Origin of the sequence: Spirosoma sp. (genome assembly GCF_026391055.1) — a bacterium.
In the GTDB taxonomy this organism is placed as follows: domain Bacteria; phylum Bacteroidota; class Bacteroidia; order Cytophagales; family Spirosomataceae; genus Spirosoma.
Genome location: NZ_JAPLET010000017.1, coordinates 229961 through 249478 on the forward strand (window position 1 = coordinate 229961; position 19518 = coordinate 249478).

Consider the following 19518-nt stretch of genomic DNA (forward strand, 5'->3'; position numbering starts at 1 on the left):
CGCTCTGCCTGCTGCGTTAAGCCCCCGTCACTAAACGGATTCCGGTATACTGCCATCGTTTGTCTGGTTGAAAGAAATTACGGTACGTTGGCCGGGAGTGCCCGTCGGGCGTAGCTACGGAAGCTCCTCGCAAAACCATCTGTCCGCTCATAAATTTGCCGTTGTATTCGCCCACGGCTCCTTCGGCAGTCAGGAAGCCGGGATAAGGCAGGTAAGCCGAATTTGTCCACTCCCACCGAGCCCCCCAGTTAAATGCGGGGTCCACTATAGACGCAGCCACTTCCCACTCAAACTCGGTGGGTAACCGCTGCCCTTTCCAGCGGGCGTATGCGTCGGCTTCGTACTGACTCACGTGGCAAACGGGCGCAGCTGGGTCAACCGGTTTGAGTCCGTCAAAGGTGTAGTTCCACCACTCACCATCGACCTGATGCCAGTACAAAGGGGCTTGAGTGGCGTGCGCATTTACCCAGGCCCAGCCATCGGAAAGCCAGTGCCTGAAATTACGATAGCCACCGGCTTCAATAAACGCCATATACTCCCCATTCGTGACCAGCTTTCCGGCCAGGGTGGTATCGTTCAAGTATACCTTGTGTGCACCAACTTCATTATCGAAATAAAATATGCCGTCCTTCTGCTCATCTATCGACTGAAAACCAACGACATATACACCTTCCCGGATATGGACAGGCGACGCGTCGTTCTGCGGCCTATGCTCCTGAAAAGGCATATCAATAGCGGGCAGTAACGGGTTATGCCCCAGAATGTACTTTATATCGGTGATGAGCAACTCCTGATGTTGCTGCTCGTGGTTAAGGCCGAGTAAAATCAGCGCGTTCAGATCGGGTGAGAGGTCGGTTGTATCCAGAAACCGGCTCATCTGCTCATCGACGTATGCCCGATAAGCGTATACACCAGCTACCGTAGGACGGCTGAGGTTACCCCGGTCGGTGCGTAACACACGCTTGCCTACCGTTTCGTAATAGCTATTGAAAACGTAGCTGAAATCTTCGTGAAAGATGCGGTAACCGGGTACATTGGGAACAAGCACGAAGGTCTCCCAAAACCAGGTTGTATGACCCAAATGCCACTTTGGGGGACTTACGTCCACCACAGGTTGTACGACATAGTCTTCGGTTTCGAGACCACGACAGATGGCTTCAGAATGCAGCCGTACCCGGAAGTAGTGTTCGGTAAGCGTTTGTTCGGCAATCATTCAGGCGATATGGTAGTTGCGTTTCGACTAGAAAGACTGGATTGCTTTTGCCGCCGTACGGTGTACGAAACGGCGGGCAAACCCTATAGAGTAGTAACAGGAAATGAGCGTTCTTGTTCAATACCCAACCATCTGTTCATCGGCATAGCACCAGAGCCAGCGTTCGCCCGGCTCGGCCGAGGCTACAACCGGATGATGACTCGCGTGAAAATGTTTTGTCGCGTGTTTGTTAGGCGATGAATCGCAGCAGAGTGTGGTTCCGCACGTTTGGCAGGTTCGCAAATGCACCCACGAAGCGCCCGTTTTAACACACTCTTCGCATACATGTTCGGTAGCCGTGCGAAGCTCGGTTATAGCAGAAAGGTGCTGGCAAATAGTCTGTTTGATCATAAAATATGGGCGTTTTGCGTAATACTGACCATCCCGGTCAGTATTACGCAAAACTAGTTTTCTGCTAAATATTTATGAACAAAGCTTACGGCCATAGCGCCTTCACCCACGGCCGAAGCTACCCGGTTCATGGCTCCGGCCCGCACGTCGCCAGCGGCAAAAATGCCCGCGCTACAGGTTTCCAACGAGAACGGCTCGCGGTTGTAGCGCCAGACTTTCTTGAAATCAGCGTACTTGGCCAGGTCGCGGCCGGTGGCAATAAATCCTTTGGGGTCTTTAATAATGTCCATCTCGATCCAGTCGGTGAGGGGTTTGGTTCCGATAAAGATGAACAGCCCGGCGGCTTTTACCGTCTGCCGTTCTTTCGTATCCATGTTTTCCAGCACCAGACATTCTAGTCGCTCATTGCCGAGTCCCTCCACCACTTCGGTACAGCCGAGTACGGTAATGTTGGGCGTTTGGGCAATCTGATCGATCAGGTATTGAGACATCGTTTCGGACAGGTCGGGGCGACGAACGCAGATGCATACTTCAGAGGCCGTTCGGGATAAGTACATGGCACCCTGCCCGGCCGAGTTGCCTCCCCCGACAATGTAAACGGGCTTTCCTTTGAAGGCAAAAGCCTCGGTTGTGGCGGCTCCGTAGTACACACCCGCCCCCGTATATTTGTGAAGACTCTCGTTGTCTAACTGGTGGTATGATACCCCGGTGCTTAGAATAATAGACCGTGCCACCACCTCATTCCCATCACCCAGCCGAATATGCTTGTATTGTCCCTGCGACGTAATCGACATCACCTCCTGCGGGGCCAGAAACTCCACTCCAAAACGTTGTGCCTGGGTAATAGCCCGTCGGGTGAGGTCGGCGCCACTCAGGCCGTTGGGAAAGCCCAGGTAGTTTTCGATTCGCGAGCTGGTACCCGCCTGACCGCCGGGTGCCCGTTTGTCGATCAATATAGTTTTGAGCCCTTCCGATCCGCCATACACAGCAGCGGCCAGACCGGCAGGACCGGCACCAATGATCGCCAAGTCATACAGTCCTTCGGACGCTTTGGGCTGCAAACCCAGCTTTCCGCCCAGATCGGCCAGTGAGGGCTGGATAAGCGCTGAGCCATCGCCGAGTATGATAGCGGGCAAATCAGTCGTTCTCAGACCATGCAGTTCGAGCATTTCCTGTGCCATCGGATCACTTTCAATGTCGAGCCATTGATAAGGAAACAGGTTGCCAGCCAGAAAATCCTTTAACTCGTGTGAACGGGGTGAAAACTGATAGCCGATCAGCTTAAGCCCTTCAAACGGCGGCCGATAGTTCGATTGCCAGTCGCTCAGCAAGTCTTCCAGAATGGGGTATAGCTTTTCTTCGGGCGGGTCCCAGGGCTTGGCAATGTAATAATCCAATTGTACTTCGTTGATGGCCCGAACGGCGGCATCGATGTCCGAATAGGCCGTCAGCAGCACCCGTTTGGCATTGGGGAACAGTTGCCGGGCCTGCATCAGAAACTCAACGCCCGTCATAGTGGGCATGCGCTGATCTGACAAAAACAGGGCGACCTCCTCCCCTTTCTTCTTCAGCTCGGGTAGCGTAGCGAGTGCCTCCTGCGATGAACTCGTACAGATGATCCGGTACTTTTTCCGGTACTGCTGGCGCAAATCGTGCTGAATGGCCTGCAATACCTGCGGATCGTCGTCAATGGAAAAAATGATGGGTAATTTCATAAGGTCGAAAAAAAGAATGAGCGAGTGATACAGCGATTGATGGGGTGTAACACCAATCGCTGTTTCTTTTATTCAGTTGGTAAACAAACACTGAACTCGGTGTGGCCGGGTTCTGACTGTAGCTTAATGGATCCATTATGATGTTTAATGATTCCCTGCACAATATCGAGTCCCAGGCCTGTACCTTTTCCAATCTCTTTGGTGGTAAAAAAAGGCTCAAATATTTTATCTTTTATATCCTCGGGAATACCGCTTCCGTTGTCAATCACTTTCGTGACGACAAACTCCGACCCATCGGGCCGCCGGTCGGGTTGACTGACGATGTCGAGTTTACCCCCATCGGGTAAGGCATCGATGGCGTTGTCGATCAGGTTGGTCCACACCTGGTTCAGTTCACCCGGCCAGCCGCAAACGGGGGGTAAATCGTCGGCAATAGTCAAATTTAGCTGAATATGCTTGCTTTTGACTTTATGGTCCAGCAAAATAAGCGTACTTCGTAGCCCTTCGGCGAGCGGAATCTGCTGTTTGCCCGTCCCCCGATCCATGTGCGTATAATTCTTGATGGAGCCTGTGAGCGTCGAGATGCGTTTGGAGGCTTCACTGATGTCGGAGACCAGCTTTTCGGTCACCAGATTATTGACGAGCCAATTGATAACGCCCACGAGATTTTCATCCCCAATTTTCTCCAGAATCCAGTCCAGGTCATCGACCGTAAAGCCATAATCGACCAGTGGACTGGCGAGGTCCATACTGTCATCCACCCCGTTATCGTCGAGCCAGTCGGTCACTTCATCCTCCAGGCTGGTTCGTTCGAGCAGGGTTAACGGGCGAGCATCGACAGCGCGCTGCTGGTCTACCTTTTTAAAGAAGACGGTATTGACCGAATCGACCTGTTCGTCGGTAAGATTGAGGTGCATAATGGCCTTAAAAGCCTCGGGAGTAGCCCGCATGTGTACTTTAAGGGTATCAGCCGAGCGCACGACGGCAGCTACAGGGTTGTTAAGCTCGTGCGCCAGCCCTGCCGACAGGCGGCCCAGCGAAGCCATTTTCTCGTTCTGTTGCGTCAGTTTGGTATAGTCCCGAACGCGGGTGGTCATCTGATGCACCATGGCTTCGGTCAGTTCATAACAGGCATGAATTAACTCGGGCAGTTTATCGCGATGAAGTTTGAGCACCTTTATGGCAGTTACCGAAATGAGCCGATTGGCGATGCTTTGCATCCGCGAAAACGGAAGCAAACCCAACAGCGAATGCGGCTCGTACGTCAGGATCTCATCGGCAGCCCCATTGGCCCCGCCATCGATCCGAACCCGGCCTTCGAGCAGCAGAATAAGGTGATTGATCGGTTCATTGGGCTTGTATAGTATGGTTTCTTCGGGGTAAGACTCCTCGTCGGCCCGGTCGATAACCCATTGAAGCTGCGCATCGGGAACATTCGCAAAAGCAGGAAACTGTTGCAGCGTTTCTAGTAAATTCATGGGAGAGAAGGCGTTACTGGTCAGACGAGTAACTAATTGCTGTTCAAATTGGTTACAGCAATGCGAAAGAACTTCCTGCCTGATGCGTTTTACTCTGCTATTTCTCTGTTTTCTGGGGCTGGCTTTTCGGGCCGATAAACCCGCCTACCGTCTTTATACGCCGAAGCTAAAAACCACTACCTACGCTCAGCTGTTGCGGCAGGCCACGGAGGCAGATGTGGTGCTGTTTGGCGAACTTCACAACAACCCCATTTGCCACTGGCTTGAGTTTCAACTTACAAAAGACCTTCAGGCGGCTAAAAAAGGCAACCTTGTGCTGGGTGCCGAAATGTTCGAAACGGATAACCAGACCGCCCTCACCGACTACGTACAGGGACGAACTACAGCTAAAGAACTGGCCACGCAGGCCCGTCTGTGGCCAAATTTTGATACGGATTATAAACCGATTACCGATTTCGCCCGGGAACAGCACATTCCATTTATTGCCACGAACGTGCCCCGGCGGTATGCGCGGCTGGTGTCCAGACAGGGATTAACCGCCCTCGACACTATTACGGCCGATGCTAAACGCCAGCTGGCACCCCTGCCCATAAACGTCGACCTAACACTGCCCGGCTACAAAGCCATGATGGACATGATGGGCGGCAACGAGGGTCATGGCGCGGCCAATCCTCACAGCGGCCAAACAGATATGATGGCCAACTTTGCCCGTGCTCAGGCAACGAAAGATGCGACGATGGCTTATTTTATCCTGCAAAACTGGAAACCGGGTCAGACGCTGCTGCATTTCAACGGCGACTATCACTCTAAAAACTTCGAAGGCATTGTCTGGTACCTGCGGCAAAAACAGCCCGATCTAAAGATTCTCACCCTCTCGTCCGTCGAGCTAGGAGACATCGATAAACCCGCCACCGACAACCGCAATCTGGCCGACTTCTTGCTGGCCATCCCCGCCGATATGACGAAGACGTATTAGAGGATGCGTGCTGTTCGCATCAACGGGGCTTTGCCAATGGTTTCTTTTTCACGTTTACCAGATTCTGCTCAACCCTGTATTTTGTGATTCGGGCGATCAAATCCAGTGGCAGCGGTTGATCAAGCGGAAACTGCACGGAGCCTTTCGCGCCCTTATAACCGGCCAATTCTTCTTTGAACGCGTCCAGCCCCTGCGGTGCCGGATAGAAGCCGATATGGTTCTTGAAAGCGGCAAAGTGAACCAGATTCCCGTTCAGCTTTAAGGTAGGCATGCCATAACTGATAGCTTCTTCGGCATTGGGAGCGGCACTTCGAACGGTTGCCCGTACCTGTTGCAGCAGTTCCTGTACGTTCTCCGGGAATCCCGCGATGTAGGCGTCGATGGTTGTTACTGGCACGGTTTCCATAATGAATCGGGTGTGAGGTAGTAGCCGAGTGTCTATGTAAAGTTTATTGCAAACGCACGCGTAGTGAACTGCCGCTTAGCTCAACAAAATCAGAATCGGCATTACTCTGCATGGGCACCTTTTTGCCATTTACCTGCCAGTTCCGGTATTTGCCTTTGGGGAAGGCCAGCCGCACAGTCCAGTTCGGTTGTTTTTGGGTAATCGACAACGTCAACTGCCCGCCCGCTTTGGCATAGTCCAGTGATACCATATTATCGCCTACTGCCACGCTGGAAACGCTGGCTTTGTCCCAGGCATCAGGCATTTGCGGCTGAACAACAATCAATTGGCGGGACGCTTCCGGACGGATACCAAAAAACTGTTTAATAATCGGGACGGCATAACTGTACATATTCCAGGCCTGTGTGACCATGCCATAATCGGGCGACACTTCGTAAATAGAACCCGGAAAGGCGTAGCTGAACGTTTTGGTCATTCGTTTCAGATAGTCCAGCGCTTCGTCGGGATGGCCGTAGTTGTTTTCACCAATCGTCGCCACACCCGTTGGCAGGGTCATTACGGCCCCGGTATACGTAAATACTTTTTTGTTTAGGTTGAACGACCCTTCGTCGGTGCCAGCCGATTCGTCGCGGTCGATACCCGTTACAAACAGTCCAAACGGGTTCGTGAACTTGCTGGCCGTTTGAAGCGCAATAGCGGCTTTATCGGGATCAGCGACACCCGTTTCCATGGGCGTATTGACCACCCAGTTATGGTGGAGCACAAACCCTTTTTTGGTATCGTCGGGCAACGACCGAAGTTTGCGTTGAGTGGCTTTCAACTCCTCAACGGCCCAGGGTTTGTTCAGGGTATCAGCCCGAACAATGGCCCCTTCCACAAGCTGCAATGCCTCGGCTTTTGTCCCGATAAAATCGGCATACGAACCACTTTCCGGTACCCAGAAATCGGTGTTTATTTTTGTTTTCAGCTGATCCGCTTTACGCTGGTAGTCCATCGCCAGCGTTTTGTCGCCAAGTTCTGCTGCCATGTAGGCCGCACTGGCAAAGGCATCCTGCGTGTACACCGCCACATCGATCATCTCGCTGTTCATACCGTGTATTTCCATCATGCCGAAGCCGTCGGGAAGCAGATTTTTGTCTTTATCATTTTCGGCCAGCAACCAGCTCATCCCCTTTTTCACCGTCGGAAAGTACTTGCGAAGAAAGTTTTTGTCGCCGGTCCATCGGTACACTTCAGCGATCATGCTGGCAAACTGGGGCACTTCGTTCAAATTGCCGGGGTTGAAAACCGCGCCGTTCGTCGATACTTCGTGGATAATCCGGCCGTTACCGTTTTCCTTTTCGGAGATTTTATTCAGCAGGTCGACGGAATCATACACCAGTTGCCGGTTTCCCGTCGTGATCAGGCCCGTCAGGGTATAACAGCCATCGGCCCCAAACCACCACGGATAATCGGGCAGCCCCGCCGATAACCCCCGACCGATTTCGGGCACTTCGCGAATCAGCCAATCGGTATTGTATTTCACCCAGCGAAACGCCTGTTCCAGCTTTTTGTCCGGCACCTGTACCGATGCCAGTTGGTCGATGGTAGCGTAGCGTTTTTTCTTGCTCGCCAGATAGGTGTAGGCATTTTTCTGAACGTCGGCGAAAGTTCGATTGGCTAACTCCGCCGATTTGTATGAACCGGCAATGGTAATCGGCAGTTGTGTTTTTCCGTTGGCGGGCACCGTGATCGTGTACACCAGCGAAGCCGCGCACCCCTGCCCTGCCGACACAAACTCGCAGGATTTATTCTGATGGTGCTGGCGGGCGGGCACGTTGGCACCAAACACCACGAACCAGTCGTTTTTCTGGTCTTTAGCCAGCCACGTCTGCGTTTTTGCCTGCCAGGTTGCCACATCCGGCCCATCGACCATGTTGGTCCGTTCGCCCAGCCAGGTCGGGCGTAGATCGGTGTGGGCTGTCCAGGTAAACTGAAGCGTGAGCGGTCTGGATTGCTTATTGATGAAGGTGTACTCCACGACCATGCCCTCTTTATTGTCGGGCACAAACTGAAATCGCTCCATGTCCAACACGTCGGCAACTCGCTGGTACACCTGCTTATTGGCAAAGGGGTAGTTGATGAACGCATCGGCTTTATCGAGGCAAACCGATTGTTGATTGATAGACACAGCCGCCGTAAAGCCGTCCATCAATTTGATCGGATGATCCCAGATGCCGCCCATCTCGCCCGTTATGTGCCAGCCCAGATCCGGAAATTTACCATCCTGATGACCAACCATGTACAACCGATTGCCAGCCGTTACAAAAGGCGATGCCAGGTATTCTTGCTTCCCGGAAATAGACTCGACCTGCTTCACAAGCCCCTGAAGCGGTTGCTGCGCGGCTGTTTCCTGAATACAGGTCGATACTAGCAGAACAACCGCAGCCAAACCGGCCGTAACGAGTTTATGTCTGCGAAGAATCCGTGAAGCCAACTGACCGCGTGTTTTCATGAGTTGCTCATTTATGCGTTCGCAAAGTTACGTCTTTACGCCTTGTTCGCCTACATCTGCCCCACTGCCCACGTTCATGCATCATACATAACAATATATTCCGCTACCAGCGCCCAGCAGTGGGCTTCGCACTGCCAGCGCATCTGCATAAGGGGCCGGTTGGCGAAACGACGCAGCCAGGATTGCTGGTAGGCCGTTAACAGACCCGCAATGAAAAAGTGGAACGTATCAAAATCGCGATCGATACCGCCCAGATTCACCTTTGGCATTGGCTCACCTAACCGGAATAAGGCCGTTGACAGCAGAATTTTCTCCAGGCGATTGTGTGCCTTGCTCAGTAGCTGTTTGGCGTCTTCAATCAGGCGCGGACGAATGGGTTCCAGCTCGGGGATGTCGAATGCCGCCATCAGCCGGGCGAGGTGGTAAATGATCAGCGACGTTCGAGCGTAGTGGGGCGCACATTGAAATGGGTTCGCTACATACCGGCCCGACTCCACAATGGCGCGCAGATACGTCAGGGAATCGGCATCGTGCTGATCGCGGGGCAGGTTATACTGGTAGATACAATACAGGATATTACTTAGCGCACAAGCGTCGAAATCAATGCCCATATTCTTCCCAAACCAGGTTGAATAAGCCCGCAGCGGCCGGTAGTCGGGATAGGTGTTTTTGATCTGCTGCCCCCGGCTTCCGTTGGCGTGTTGCGCCAGTTTCGCTTTGAGCCAAAGGCCATCGGCGGGTGTTTGCATAGTGGTCAGGTAGACCATGGCCGTATCATCGATGTCGTCGGGGATACGAAAATGCTCGAAATGGCGAAAAATATAGCCGTTAGAGAAGTGCTGCGAAGGGCGTGTTGGCCAGAAATTATACGTATTTAACCCATCTTTGTTCCGAAAGTTCGGATAAGCCGCCGAAGCCCGTTGCGTTATACGGTCAATCAATTGCCGGCTTTTGGCGGGTAGATTAACCGCCAGATTTTGCAACGTAAACACCGTTACCGCCGTAAAGAACACATTGGTATCCGGACGTCGGTAGAAAACCGTTTTATTATGTCGAAATGACGCAAACAGACCTGTTTCGTCCTGTAAATCAGCAATTCGTTGAGTTATAGCGTCGATGAGTAAAGCATCCATAGTTTTCGTAAAAGTACCTTTCCATACGTTCTCTTTTTACAGATTAAGGTTAGATATTTGCCGCCTGATTTTCCTCTTAGAACCAATGCCTAATTTAGTTTTATTCGATGACCCGATTATCCGTACGGCCTTATTACCGCTAACGTTTACCCGGCCAGTGGCCGGTATCCGCATCGGTATTCTAACGCTGGCAGAAAAATGGACCAAGCTTCTGGGTCGCACACCATCGTACTTAGTAGAACCTTATCTGCAAACAAAGTTTCCACAACAGGCCGGTACCGATAACTGGTACATCAATGGGGCGGTTTGCCCAACGACGGCCTTGACACAAGCGATTCGGGCCCTGCCCGAAAACACGGGCCTCATTACCCACGATGGCCTGATTCTGGCGATTCATACCAACACGCAATTGACGGCGGCCCCGGTGCTGAACGACGACTATCCGCTCCGCACGTTTACCGAACCACTCACGATTGTCCGCAATTTGTGGGATATTTTCGTGGAAAACGGCGACCAGATTCGGGCCGACTTTGCGAGTCTGACTGCCGGACGCACCTCCGCACCCATCACCGATCCGTTTACCCGCTGCTACGCCCCCGAAAACATATTCATTGAAGAGGGTGCTACCATTCGGGCATCGGTTCTCAATGCCGAAGCTGGCCCTATTTACATCGGCCGGAATGCGACCATCAGCGAAGGAACGGTCATGATTGGCCCCTTTGCCCTTTGCGAAGGCTCAACCGTAAACTGGGGTGGCAAAATGCGCAGCAACACCACCATCGGCCCGTTCTGTAAAGTAGGTGGCGAGGTCGGCAACTCCGTATTTATGGGCTACAGCAACAAAGCACACGACGGTTTTCTGGGAAATTCGGTCATTGGCGAATGGTGCAATCTGGGTGCCAATGTCAATAATTCGAACCTGAAAAACGATTACACAAACGTCAAGATACACTCCTACGCTACAAACCAACTGGAAGACACCGGCCGGATTTTCTGCGGGTTAACGATGGGCGATTTCACAAAAGCCGGTATCAGTACCATGTTCAATACCGGAACGGTGGTGGGCGTGAGCGCCAACGTATTTGGGGGTGGTTTTCAGCCGAAGCATATCCCCTCCTTTTCGTGGGGTGGCGCGGGCGATGGTTTTACACCTTATCGAATAGACAAAGCCATACAGGTAGCCCGCGAAGCCTTCATCCGTCGAGATAAGGCGTTCGATGAGGTTGAAGAGCAGATATTAAGGGCTATTTTTGAGACAACATTGGCACCTGCGGGTCGTTGAGTCGTTGCTACAAGTTTATGTTATTTAACGAAATTATCGGTCTGGACGAAACAAAGCAGTTCCTGCTGCAGGCGGTACAACGTAACCACCTCGCGCACGCCCTGCTGTTCGATGGGCCAACGGGAAGTGCCAACCTCGCCCTGGCGCTGGCCCTGGCTCAGTATGTCAACTGCGAAGACAAGCAACCGGACGATGCCTGTGGCCGGTGCGCGTCGTGCATAAAAATTCAGAAACTCGTACACCCCGACTTACACATGGTTTTCCCGGTGGCGAATCTGTCGAAGGGAAAAACATCGGAAGCCTACCTGGCCGACTGGCGTAAATTTTTGCTTGCAACACCCTACCGAACCCTTTCCGGCTGGCTGGAAACGATGGGTGCCGACAATAAACAGGGGAATATTTCGGCCGAAGAAGCCCGGAATATCCTGCAAAAACTCTCGCTGAAATCATACGAGGGCGCCTACAAGATCATGATCATCTGGCTTCCGGAGCTGATGAACGTAACCTCGGCCAACGCCCTGTTGAAAGTGCTGGAAGAGCCCCCGGCACAAACGCTTTTTCTGCTCGTTACCAACCAGTCCGACAAACTGCTGATTACCATTTTGTCGCGCACGCAGCGGGTGGCTATTCGGGCGTTTACGGATGAGGAAGTGGCAACCTACCTGCGCCAGCAGCAAAATCTCGACGAAACAACGGCCCGTCGGTTTGCGTATCTGGCAGACGGCAATCTGGCCGAGGCCCTTCGGCTAAGCCAGCAGGATAGCGTTTCAACCGGAAACGCCGGACCGGGACAGCATACCTGGTTTGCCGACTGGATGCGTACCTGCTACCGGCAGGATTTGATCAGCCTCGTTAAACAGGCCGACCAGTTCGATGGTTTCAGCAAGGAAAAGCAGAAGGGACTGCTCGACTACAGCATTCGGCTTTACCGCGATTTATTTCTCTGGCAGCAGGGAGCCGCTGAACTGTTGCGACTGCCCGATGATGAACTGGCTTTTGTTAAAAACTTCGCTAAAATCCTGACTATCGACCATATCGAACGCATCGTTCATGACCTCAACGAAGCGGCCTACCACCTCGAACGAAATGCCCGGGCCAAAATGATCATGCTCGACATGTCACTCACCTTCAGTCGGTTAATCAGGTGACGTTGTTGCATTACCGGGTCATTAAATTAGTAGTCTTTCTAATAACTAATAACCCAGTAACTCAATAACCAACTAACGCCATTATGAACGCCCGAACGCCAAAGCCAAAGCAGATCATTGGCATGACAGACCTGGTCGATTTTCCGGACTTAGGGCTATTCGACATCCAGGCCAAAGTCGACACAGGTGCGTTTACGTCGGCTCTACATTGTAAAGATATACGCGTAATTAAGTCAGGGGGCAAACGTAAACTAAGCTTCTGGCTGATTGACAAGACCGGGCTACCCGCGCGTAAATTTCGCAGCGACCAGTTTAGCCAGCGCATGATTCGTAACTCGTTCGGCGTGGCCGAGTTGCGCTATGTTATTCAAACCCGTATTGTTCTCTTCGGCCGTACCATCCGAGCCGAGTTTACCCTGGCCGACCGCGAACAACTCAAAAACCCCGTACTGCTGGGCCGCAAGCTCCTTCGGAACCGCTTTATCGTGGATGTATCCCAGAAAAATCTTTCGTACGAAGCAAAAACCGCAGGCCAGACCTGCGTCTCATCGGCCGATTCAGATGACGAATAACATCGTTTACAGACAAGACAACATCTTACACACAACTGAACACTGAATCAATGCGAATTGCCATTTTATCGGCTAATCCGAATTTATATTCAACGCAGCGACTCCTCGAAGCGACCAACCAACGTGGCCATGAAGGGGTGCTGATCAATCATTTGAACTGTCAGGTTATGATCGAAGGCGGAAAGCCCACGGTGCTCTACGAAGGTCAGGAACTGGACTCGTTCGATGCCATTGTACCCCGCATTGGGGCCTCCGTCACAGATTACGGCTGTGCCGTTGTCCGGCAATTTGAGATGATGAACGTTTTCACCACGGGCAAATCACAGGCCATTATGCGTTCGCGCAATAAGCTGCGCAGCCTTCAGGTACTTTCGAAAGCAGGTGTTGGCTTACCCAAAACGATTTTCGCCAATCACCCGAAAAACGGCGATGTCACGCAGTTGATCAAGCTGGTGGGCGGCCCGCCGGTTGTTATCAAACTGCTGGAAGGCACGCAGGGAATCGGGGTGGTGCTGGCCGAAACGACTAAAGCGGCCAAATCGACCATCGAGGCTTTTTACGGCCTGAAAAAACACGTACTGGTGCAGGAGTTCGTGGCCGAAGCCAAAGGGTCCGACATTCGGGCGTTTGTGGTAGGGGGGCGTGTCGTGGGGGCGATAAAACGTCAGGGGCTGGAGGGCGAATTCCGGTCCAACATTCATCGGGGCGGCAATGCCGTGACCGTAACGCTCACTCCCGACGAGGAGCAGACAGCCGTAGCAGCCGCCCGCGCCCTGGGCCTTAAAGTTGCCGGTGTGGATATGCTCCCCTCCGACCGTGGCCCGCTGGTATTGGAGGTAAACTCATCGCCCGGCCTGGAAGGGATTGAAAAAGCCACAGGTATCGATATTGCTACTGAAGTCATTGCTTACATCGAAGAAAAAATCCGCACCGACGAAGGTGACACGGTGGGAGTTTAAATTAATGAGAAATGTAGAATGAATAATGGAAAATGTAGTTTTGTATAACATCTATCCATTATCCATTCTACATTTCTCATTATCCATTTTACATTACTCATTAAATAATGGCTCTTGACCCTGAACTTAAGAAGGCCATTGTCCGAATGCCGGGCACTGAGAAAGACAAACTATTACTGCGCCTGATCGCCAAAGATGCCGTACTAGCTGAGCGACTCCAGTTTGAACTGGTGGAGGAAGGCAAAACCATCGATGAACGACGGGGCCTGATTCGGGACTTTATCGACCGCACAGCCCGGCTTCATGCCGACACACCCGGCTGGCTCATGATGGATATGCGTACCGCGAGCGGATACATCAGCCGCCACCTGAAAGTGACCAAAGACAAATATGGCGAGGTAGAGCTGATGCTGTATATGCTCAATACCTTCTACGACAATAACGCTCACCTGCTCCAGAAGTACAATTCCCGCACCGACAAAGCCGCCGAATACGTGGCCAAGCGAACCGAACAGGTACTGAAAAAAGCCGTTAAACTCGACCCCGACTACTACGTTGAGTTTGTTGATGACATCAATAAGCTGCTGGGTTGGGTAACATCTACTGCTTCGGCGCACTACGCCCGGCAGTTGAGCCTACCTAAGGAGTGGCTGGCGTAAGGCTCTCTCCTGCCGGGCATTTTACGCTACAAAAGCTTCTTTGGGGATTACCGGCCGCCTATACTTGGGGGCGATCCCAGAAAGCAGGCGGTTCGACACCCAGGGTGCGCAGATAGACATAGGCCTGACCCCGGTGATGAATTTCATTATCAATCAGGTAAAGAAGAAACCAGTAAATCGGTCCTTCATACAGACCAAAAGCCTTGTCGACCTCCTGAAAACGAGCGAGTGGAATCTGTCGCCAATGGGCATTAATCTTCTCCGTCACCCGATCCCACTGCGCCAGTACCTGCTCCTTTGTCGTTGCTTTAGGAGCAGCCTCCGCCCCCTCGCCGAATGAAGGCCACTCTCCCGTAACAACACCCTGCATGCTCTGGTCGGCCATTTGCAGAACTTCATCAATCAGCGCCGAACAAGGTCGCATGCTGCCCAGAGTATACGAAAAGAAGTGCTCGTCGGGGTAGGCTTCGATCAACCGGCGGGTGAGTCCCCGGTGCCCCTGCCAATGGGCAAGAAGTTGCTCGGGTGAAATGATGATCTGATCCATCGTTTGGCTAAGCTGCGCTGTGTTCTCCATGGCCTGCTAGTGGTTAAAGTTGTCGATTGATTACAATACAAAGAAAAGCCAGACGAGTGACAGCCGTATGTCAGTAGTGAACCCGGTCGACGGTAATTAATCGATCTCAGCAGTACTATTTATGATGCTGGCTGGTCGAAGTAATTCCAAACCACCACCGCGTCGTTGAGTAGGTTTGCTTAAACTGCGCTTACTGTAGAAACACTGATTCTTACCAGGGCAATCTGCTATGAACACAAGACGCAAACCCTTGTTGCCGGTTATAACGTTTGTCGTTTTATCTGCATTACAACTAGGTGGCCTTACCGCTTTTGCACAAGGTCCGGGTCCGGGACAACGAATACCGCTCCCGCCCATACCCTTAAAAGGTGACACGACCCATACGCTATCCAAACACTTCGCGCCGGCTTCTACGGCAAAAAAAGCACCGGATGCCAAGGGCTTTATTCAGCGTTGGCTAGTGCTGGAGCCGGTAAAGAAAGATATCGTCAGGAATAACATTTTCACCGACAACTACCTTCGAACCACTTTTTCGGCCGATAATTTTTCCAGCGACTACACCACAATTCCCAAAAATGGCGAAACGGTAAATGTGGGAAACCAGGCCCTGAAGTGGTATGCATTAGACAGCAAATCATTCAATGTTAACTTATACCATTTTACTTACGCCATTAACAAGCCCAAATACGGAATACTTGTCTGGCTTGTTACGATCATCGACTGCCCCGAAGAAATCCAGAACGTCAGGATGGCCGCGGGCTGTAATTCCGGCAGCATGTGGTGGTTAAATGGCCAGGAAGCACTGCTGCTTTCCGGCGACCGGGATATGATTGCCGATAATGGTACCTCGGGCCGTTTAACGCTTAAAAAGGGAAGAAATATTATCCGGGGGGGCGTCATAAACGGACCGGGCATGGCTAATTTCTGCGTCCGTTTTTTAGATGAAACAGGGTCGCCCGTCAAAAATCTCAGTATTCGTTACGACTAATAGGTAACCGTCTATTTACGCCAATCAAGATAAATTGACACATGAAACGAACGAACGTATCCGGCCTGACAACCTTATTAGTTTTATTGATCACGCAAGCCGTAGTCGCCCAGGTCGGACGACCATTTATCCATGACCCCTCCACCATTGCTGAATGTGCGGGCAAGTATTACACATTCGGCACCGGCGGTGGCGGATTAATTTCTGAAGATGGCTGGACATGGCACGGTGGCGGGGTGAGACCGGGTGGTGGCGCAGCTCCCGACGTCATCAAAATTGGCGACCGGTACCTTGTCATCTATGGAGCAACCGGCGGTGCAGGCAACCACAAAGGTGCCATTCTTACCATGTGGAACAAGACCTTGGACCCAAAATCGCCTGATTTCAAGTATTCCGAACCGATTGTCGTGGCAACATCGGACGGATATGAAGAGAACGACGCCATTGACCCCGGTGTGATGCTTGATCCAACTACCGGACGCCTTTGGCTAACCTACGGCACCTATTTTGGCTACACGCGCCTGATCGAGTTAGACCCTAAAACGGGCAAACTCAAGGCCGGAAACAAACCCATCGATGTAGCCATCGTGTGTGAGGCCAGCACGTTGGTCTATCGCGACGGCTGGTATTACCTGCTGGCCACGCATGGCAGTTGTTGCGATGGGGCCAATTCTACCTACAATGTGGTAGTGGGTCGATCCAAAAAAGTAACAGGCCCGTACCTCGATAATGTAGGAAGAAGCATGTTGGAAGGGGGCGGCAAACTGGTGGTTGCTACCCGTGGGGGATTAATAGGCCCCGGGCATTTCGGGCACATCGTGCTTGAGAACGGCGTTGAAAAAATGTCGCTTCATTATGAAGCCGATTTAGAGCAGAGCGGCCGAAGCGTATTAGGCATACTTCCGGTGGTTTGGAAAGACGGATGGCCTGTCGCCGGCGAAAAGTTCAAGGAAGGCACGTATGAAATTGAATCCGTACGACGAGGCTATGGATTAGAGCTGGCCGTTGATTTCACACGGATGGCTGTTGGACCACGCGGATTTGGCCAGCCTAACAATGATCCCATAAAGCCTGTTCCGGCTCAGCAATTAGCCGATGTCATGAAAAACTGGCCCACCGGGACTATTAATCTGAGAATAGGCGACTACATGTCCCGTCCCCATCAAAAATGGACGATTACCGATGCGCCTGATACCACCGGGTATTTGGGTGGCCCCTATTATAAAATTGTATTGGCCGGAACAGATCGGGCGTTGGCGGCAACTGCCGATGCCGAAGTGATAACCGTACCCGCGTTTACCGGCGCGCCCGAACAGTTATGGCGAATCGACCAATTAACGGATGGCACCTACCGGATAATGCCTAAAATCGTTCCGAATTCAGGAAAGAAGCTGGCACTGGTATCTTCCGGAGACAGCACACCGACCTTAGCCGAATTTGATTTTAGCAGCGATAATTCTAAATGGAATTTCAGGACTCACTAAGGCTATTCTTTACACTATTGATGCGTGATACTTAATTCCATCTGAATATTGCAACGCTCATAAGGGCCGGGGATGCCAACTATTTTCTGAAAACCAAGCTTTTGATATAAACTGATAGCAGGCTTTAAAATCGTGTTGCTCTCCAGAAAAATCCTGTCTGCTCCATACTGAAGAACAACATCCACGACTTGACTCGTCCCGACAGTACCTTGCCAGGCAGTGTTCGCTAATTGGTTTTTTACCTGGGCAGTAGCCGTTAAGCTAGCTCACATTAAAAGAGTAATAACAAAGAATCGTTTTATAAGATAAAGTAGCAATGAGTCATTAAAAGAGGGTCAAATTTATTAAGATAGACCAATCGGAATTGGCTTTAGCATGTAATTACCCGATTTCGAAGTTGCATAAGTAACACTTATATTAAGTAACTATTTTTTGCATTTAAAAACCAGGTAACTAACTACCAGTGAATAGTTAGTAGTATTCTGGAATTGGGCAACTGGCCGTTTTCGTTTTTCGGTGTGACATTCCGTGTGAGCATTGACACGAATTGCGGAAAGGCTTCATACAGGTTATGGTAATACCGTAACAACCACCCGTTTGTAGCGCGTCAGAGCGGGAATACCTTTGTCGGTTAGTTTCAGAATAAAGTGAATGGTCTGCGGACTTGTCACTACCGGAGCGATGGGGCGGGCTTCGTAAATATTTGAGACAAAATTTTCATAGTTAATAACACCCTGATACGTACCAGCTTCAGGATAGTACATCCAGCGAAAACTCATCGAATCCCCGTCCGGGTCGGTCGAATCAGCGGCTCGCAGGTAAAACGTCTCTCCCGAATGAACGGTTAGGGTTTCGGGGTGCGACAGGCGCGGCACCGGCGGATGGTTAGCCTGTGTATAAGGTTTGGTACACCAGTCCATACGGGCAGCAAAATCGTTCTGAAACTCGCTACGCCACCGCCAGATAGTCGCTTGAATACTCTTTTTGGCCTTTGGTTCACTCACCGGGGCCATAAACGTTACCGGCGTCAGGACTGAGTCAGCCGAGTTAGTCCAGATGGGACGCGTCTCGGGCTCTTCCGGTGGCGTACCGGCTGGTTTACGCGCGCTGACAACCACTTCTTTAGGTTGTTGTAGCACATAACGACCGCCCCAGCCGCCCCAGTCAGGGTGTTCGGCTACATTCAAGCCGTTCGGAATCAGGCCAAGAAAGGAAGGCGTATCGCCCTCCATCCCAAAGGCCACATCGGGATACAAAGCCCCTAGTGGACCATGGCCCTGCTGAATATTTTCGGCGAGCCAGGCATCACTAACACACTCCGGGTGGGTACCCGGTTCCTTTGTACTCATACCTAACCAGGTGGCCTGATCATAGCCATAGCCAGGGCTGACCACATAAGCAACATGGGGAAACATATTGCGGATCCAGGGGCCGCTATCGTCCTGATCAGAGATTGTATAGACCCGCAGTTTACGGTACATCCGCTCGGCCTCCTGGGGCATGCGCGTCTTCTGAATGAACCAGAGGGCCTGCGCCAGCGTATTGACTCCTCCCCAGGCAGCTACCCAAAGTGGGCGGGCGTCGGTCTTTTCCAACTGCCGGATTATCCAGGACGACCCCTCCGAGTCTTTGCCTTCGCCTACCCCGCTCATGCCATAAACAGGCAGTCCTTTTTTGATTCGGGTTTTCAAGGCTTGCGCCGTGGGGTAGCCCGGCTCGTGTTTTAGAAGGTTTGGCTGCACCTTGCCGTAGGCATCCACAATTCGGTGAATAGTTTCCGGGGCCACGCGTTTTTGAAGGTGAATAGAGGTCGTCGCGATGAGCCCTTCGATGTCGATCTGATTGGCATAAGTGAGTAGCCGGACCAGTGACTGCGAATCGTCGGGTTCATTTTCAATATCGGTCAGTACAATTAACCGTATATGAGAGCTAGTAGACTGTGCTATAAGCACATCCGCTACTAGGGTTAGGACAAGGAGGAGAAGCGTTTTCATTAATTAGTACGGCTATTAACAGGGTACTTAAGCCACTTCTTCGACAAACC

Annotated in this window: 17 protein-coding genes; 8 read left to right on the plus strand and 9 right to left on the minus strand. The window is 51.8% G+C overall.

What is annotated here, in order from left to right:
* Positions 1 to 16: 16 nt before the first annotated feature.
* The 4 genes from egtB to NT073_RS09815 all read right to left on the minus strand — a co-directional run bounded on the left by egtB (position 17) and on the right by NT073_RS09815 (position 4796).
* Positions 17 to 1213, minus strand: a complete 1197-nt coding sequence (egtB, locus tag NT073_RS09800) for an ergothioneine biosynthesis protein EgtB (RefSeq protein WP_297372453.1) — start codon at positions 1211 to 1213, stop codon at positions 17 to 19.
* Between the two features lie 117 nt (positions 1214 to 1330).
* Entirely contained in the window at positions 1331 to 1603 is a 273-nt protein-coding gene (locus tag NT073_RS09805) for a UBP-type zinc finger domain-containing protein (protein WP_297372456.1), read from the minus strand.
* Between the two features lie 53 nt (positions 1604 to 1656).
* A complete protein-coding gene (locus NT073_RS09810; RefSeq protein ID WP_297372459.1) occupies positions 1657 to 3318 on the minus strand; it encodes an FAD-dependent oxidoreductase in 1662 nt (553 codons plus the stop codon).
* 68 nt (positions 3319 to 3386) lie between these two features.
* Entirely contained in the window at positions 3387 to 4796 is a 1410-nt protein-coding gene (locus NT073_RS09815) for an ATP-binding protein (RefSeq protein ID WP_297372462.1), read from the minus strand.
* An 82-nt stretch (positions 4797 to 4878) separates the two neighbouring features.
* Between NT073_RS09815 and NT073_RS09820 the strand changes: the two genes are divergently transcribed.
* Positions 4879 to 5772, plus strand: a complete 894-nt coding sequence (locus tag NT073_RS09820) for a ChaN family lipoprotein (protein WP_297372464.1) — start codon at positions 4879 to 4881, stop codon at positions 5770 to 5772.
* A gap of 19 nt (positions 5773 to 5791) precedes the next feature.
* Here the strand turns inward: NT073_RS09820 and NT073_RS09825 are convergent, their stop codons facing one another.
* The 3 genes from NT073_RS09825 to NT073_RS09835 form a co-directional block, all read right to left on the minus strand.
* Entirely contained in the window at positions 5792 to 6178 is a 387-nt protein-coding gene (locus tag NT073_RS09825) for a DUF1801 domain-containing protein (RefSeq protein WP_297372466.1), read from the minus strand.
* Between the two features lie 43 nt (positions 6179 to 6221).
* On the minus strand, positions 6222 to 8672 hold the full coding sequence (locus NT073_RS09830) for a glycogen debranching protein (protein WP_297372468.1): 2451 nt from the start codon (positions 8670 to 8672) through the stop codon (positions 6222 to 6224).
* A gap of 74 nt (positions 8673 to 8746) precedes the next feature.
* Positions 8747 to 9805, minus strand: coding sequence for a hypothetical protein (locus NT073_RS09835; RefSeq protein WP_297372470.1), 1059 nt, complete (start codon positions 9803 to 9805; stop codon positions 8747 to 8749).
* 85 nt (positions 9806 to 9890) lie between these two features.
* Here NT073_RS09835 and NT073_RS09840 point away from each other — a divergent pair, with 85 nt between their 5' ends.
* The 5 genes from NT073_RS09840 (at position 9891) to NT073_RS09860 (ending at position 14425) form a co-directional block, all read left to right on the plus strand.
* Entirely contained in the window at positions 9891 to 11087 is a 1197-nt protein-coding gene (locus NT073_RS09840) for a GlmU family protein (RefSeq protein ID WP_297372472.1), read from the plus strand.
* A gap of 17 nt (positions 11088 to 11104) precedes the next feature.
* Positions 11105 to 12235, plus strand: a complete 1131-nt coding sequence (gene holB, locus NT073_RS09845) for a DNA polymerase III subunit delta' (RefSeq protein ID WP_297372474.1) — start codon at positions 11105 to 11107, stop codon at positions 12233 to 12235.
* Positions 12236 to 12318: 83 nt separating this feature from the next.
* Complete coding sequence (locus tag NT073_RS09850; protein WP_297372477.1) at positions 12319 to 12807, plus strand: RimK/LysX family protein; 489 nt, start codon at positions 12319 to 12321, stop codon at positions 12805 to 12807.
* 50 nt (positions 12808 to 12857) lie between these two features.
* Positions 12858 to 13766, plus strand: coding sequence for a 30S ribosomal protein S6--L-glutamate ligase (gene rimK, locus NT073_RS09855; RefSeq protein WP_297372479.1), 909 nt, complete (start codon positions 12858 to 12860; stop codon positions 13764 to 13766).
* 107 nt (positions 13767 to 13873) lie between these two features.
* Complete coding sequence (locus NT073_RS09860) at positions 13874 to 14425, plus strand: hypothetical protein (RefSeq protein ID WP_297372480.1); 552 nt, start codon at positions 13874 to 13876, stop codon at positions 14423 to 14425.
* A gap of 58 nt (positions 14426 to 14483) precedes the next feature.
* Here the strand turns inward: NT073_RS09860 and NT073_RS09865 are convergent, their stop codons facing one another.
* Positions 14484 to 15002: a DinB family protein gene (locus NT073_RS09865; RefSeq protein ID WP_297372482.1), complete on the minus strand. Its 519-nt coding sequence runs from the start codon at positions 15000 to 15002 to the stop codon at positions 14484 to 14486.
* A gap of 229 nt (positions 15003 to 15231) precedes the next feature.
* Here NT073_RS09865 and NT073_RS09870 point away from each other — a divergent pair, with 229 nt between their 5' ends.
* Both NT073_RS09870 and NT073_RS09875 read left to right on the plus strand, forming a co-directional pair.
* A complete protein-coding gene (locus NT073_RS09870; protein ID WP_297372484.1) occupies positions 15232 to 15990 on the plus strand; it encodes an acetylxylan esterase in 759 nt (252 codons plus the stop codon).
* A 41-nt stretch (positions 15991 to 16031) separates the two neighbouring features.
* Complete coding sequence (locus NT073_RS09875; protein ID WP_297372486.1) at positions 16032 to 17474, plus strand: family 43 glycosylhydrolase; 1443 nt, start codon at positions 16032 to 16034, stop codon at positions 17472 to 17474.
* 569 nt (positions 17475 to 18043) lie between these two features.
* On the opposite strand, the gene NT073_RS09880 is transcribed toward NT073_RS09875, so the two are convergent.
* Entirely contained in the window at positions 18044 to 19468 is a 1425-nt protein-coding gene (locus NT073_RS09880) for a nucleoside hydrolase-like domain-containing protein (protein WP_297372488.1), read from the minus strand.
* Positions 19469 to 19518: the final 50 nt, after the last annotated feature.

What these genes read in the sequence shown, in the direction of transcription:
- egtB (WP_297372453.1), bottom strand. Translation starts at nt 1,213, where the DNA reads ATGATTGCCGAACAAACGCTTACCGAACACTACTTCCGGGTACGGCTG.
- NT073_RS09805 (WP_297372456.1), bottom strand. Translation starts at nt 1,603, where the DNA reads ATGATCAAACAGACTATTTGCCAGCACCTTTCTGCTATAACCGAGCTT.
- NT073_RS09810 (WP_297372459.1), bottom strand. Translation starts at nt 3,318, where the DNA reads ATGAAATTACCCATCATTTTTTCCATTGACGACGATCCGCAGGTATTG.
- NT073_RS09815 (WP_297372462.1), bottom strand. Translation starts at nt 4,796, where the DNA reads ATGAATTTACTAGAAACGCTGCAACAGTTTCCTGCTTTTGCGAATGTT.
- NT073_RS09820 (WP_297372464.1), top strand. Translation starts at nt 4,879, where the DNA reads ATGCGTTTTACTCTGCTATTTCTCTGTTTTCTGGGGCTGGCTTTTCGG.
- NT073_RS09825 (WP_297372466.1), bottom strand. Translation starts at nt 6,178, where the DNA reads ATGGAAACCGTGCCAGTAACAACCATCGACGCCTACATCGCGGGATTC.
- NT073_RS09830 (WP_297372468.1), bottom strand. Translation starts at nt 8,672, where the DNA reads ATGAAAACACGCGGTCAGTTGGCTTCACGGATTCTTCGCAGACATAAA.
- NT073_RS09835 (WP_297372470.1), bottom strand. Translation starts at nt 9,805, where the DNA reads ATGGATGCTTTACTCATCGACGCTATAACTCAACGAATTGCTGATTTA.
- NT073_RS09840 (WP_297372472.1), top strand. Translation starts at nt 9,891, where the DNA reads ATGCCTAATTTAGTTTTATTCGATGACCCGATTATCCGTACGGCCTTA.
- holB (WP_297372474.1), top strand. Translation starts at nt 11,105, where the DNA reads ATGTTATTTAACGAAATTATCGGTCTGGACGAAACAAAGCAGTTCCTG.
- NT073_RS09850 (WP_297372477.1), top strand. Translation starts at nt 12,319, where the DNA reads ATGAACGCCCGAACGCCAAAGCCAAAGCAGATCATTGGCATGACAGAC.
- rimK (WP_297372479.1), top strand. Translation starts at nt 12,858, where the DNA reads ATGCGAATTGCCATTTTATCGGCTAATCCGAATTTATATTCAACGCAG.
- NT073_RS09860 (WP_297372480.1), top strand. Translation starts at nt 13,874, where the DNA reads ATGGCTCTTGACCCTGAACTTAAGAAGGCCATTGTCCGAATGCCGGGC.
- NT073_RS09865 (WP_297372482.1), bottom strand. Translation starts at nt 15,002, where the DNA reads ATGGAGAACACAGCGCAGCTTAGCCAAACGATGGATCAGATCATCATT.
- NT073_RS09870 (WP_297372484.1), top strand. Translation starts at nt 15,232, where the DNA reads ATGAACACAAGACGCAAACCCTTGTTGCCGGTTATAACGTTTGTCGTT.
- NT073_RS09875 (WP_297372486.1), top strand. Translation starts at nt 16,032, where the DNA reads ATGAAACGAACGAACGTATCCGGCCTGACAACCTTATTAGTTTTATTG.
- NT073_RS09880 (WP_297372488.1), bottom strand. Translation starts at nt 19,468, where the DNA reads ATGAAAACGCTTCTCCTCCTTGTCCTAACCCTAGTAGCGGATGTGCTT.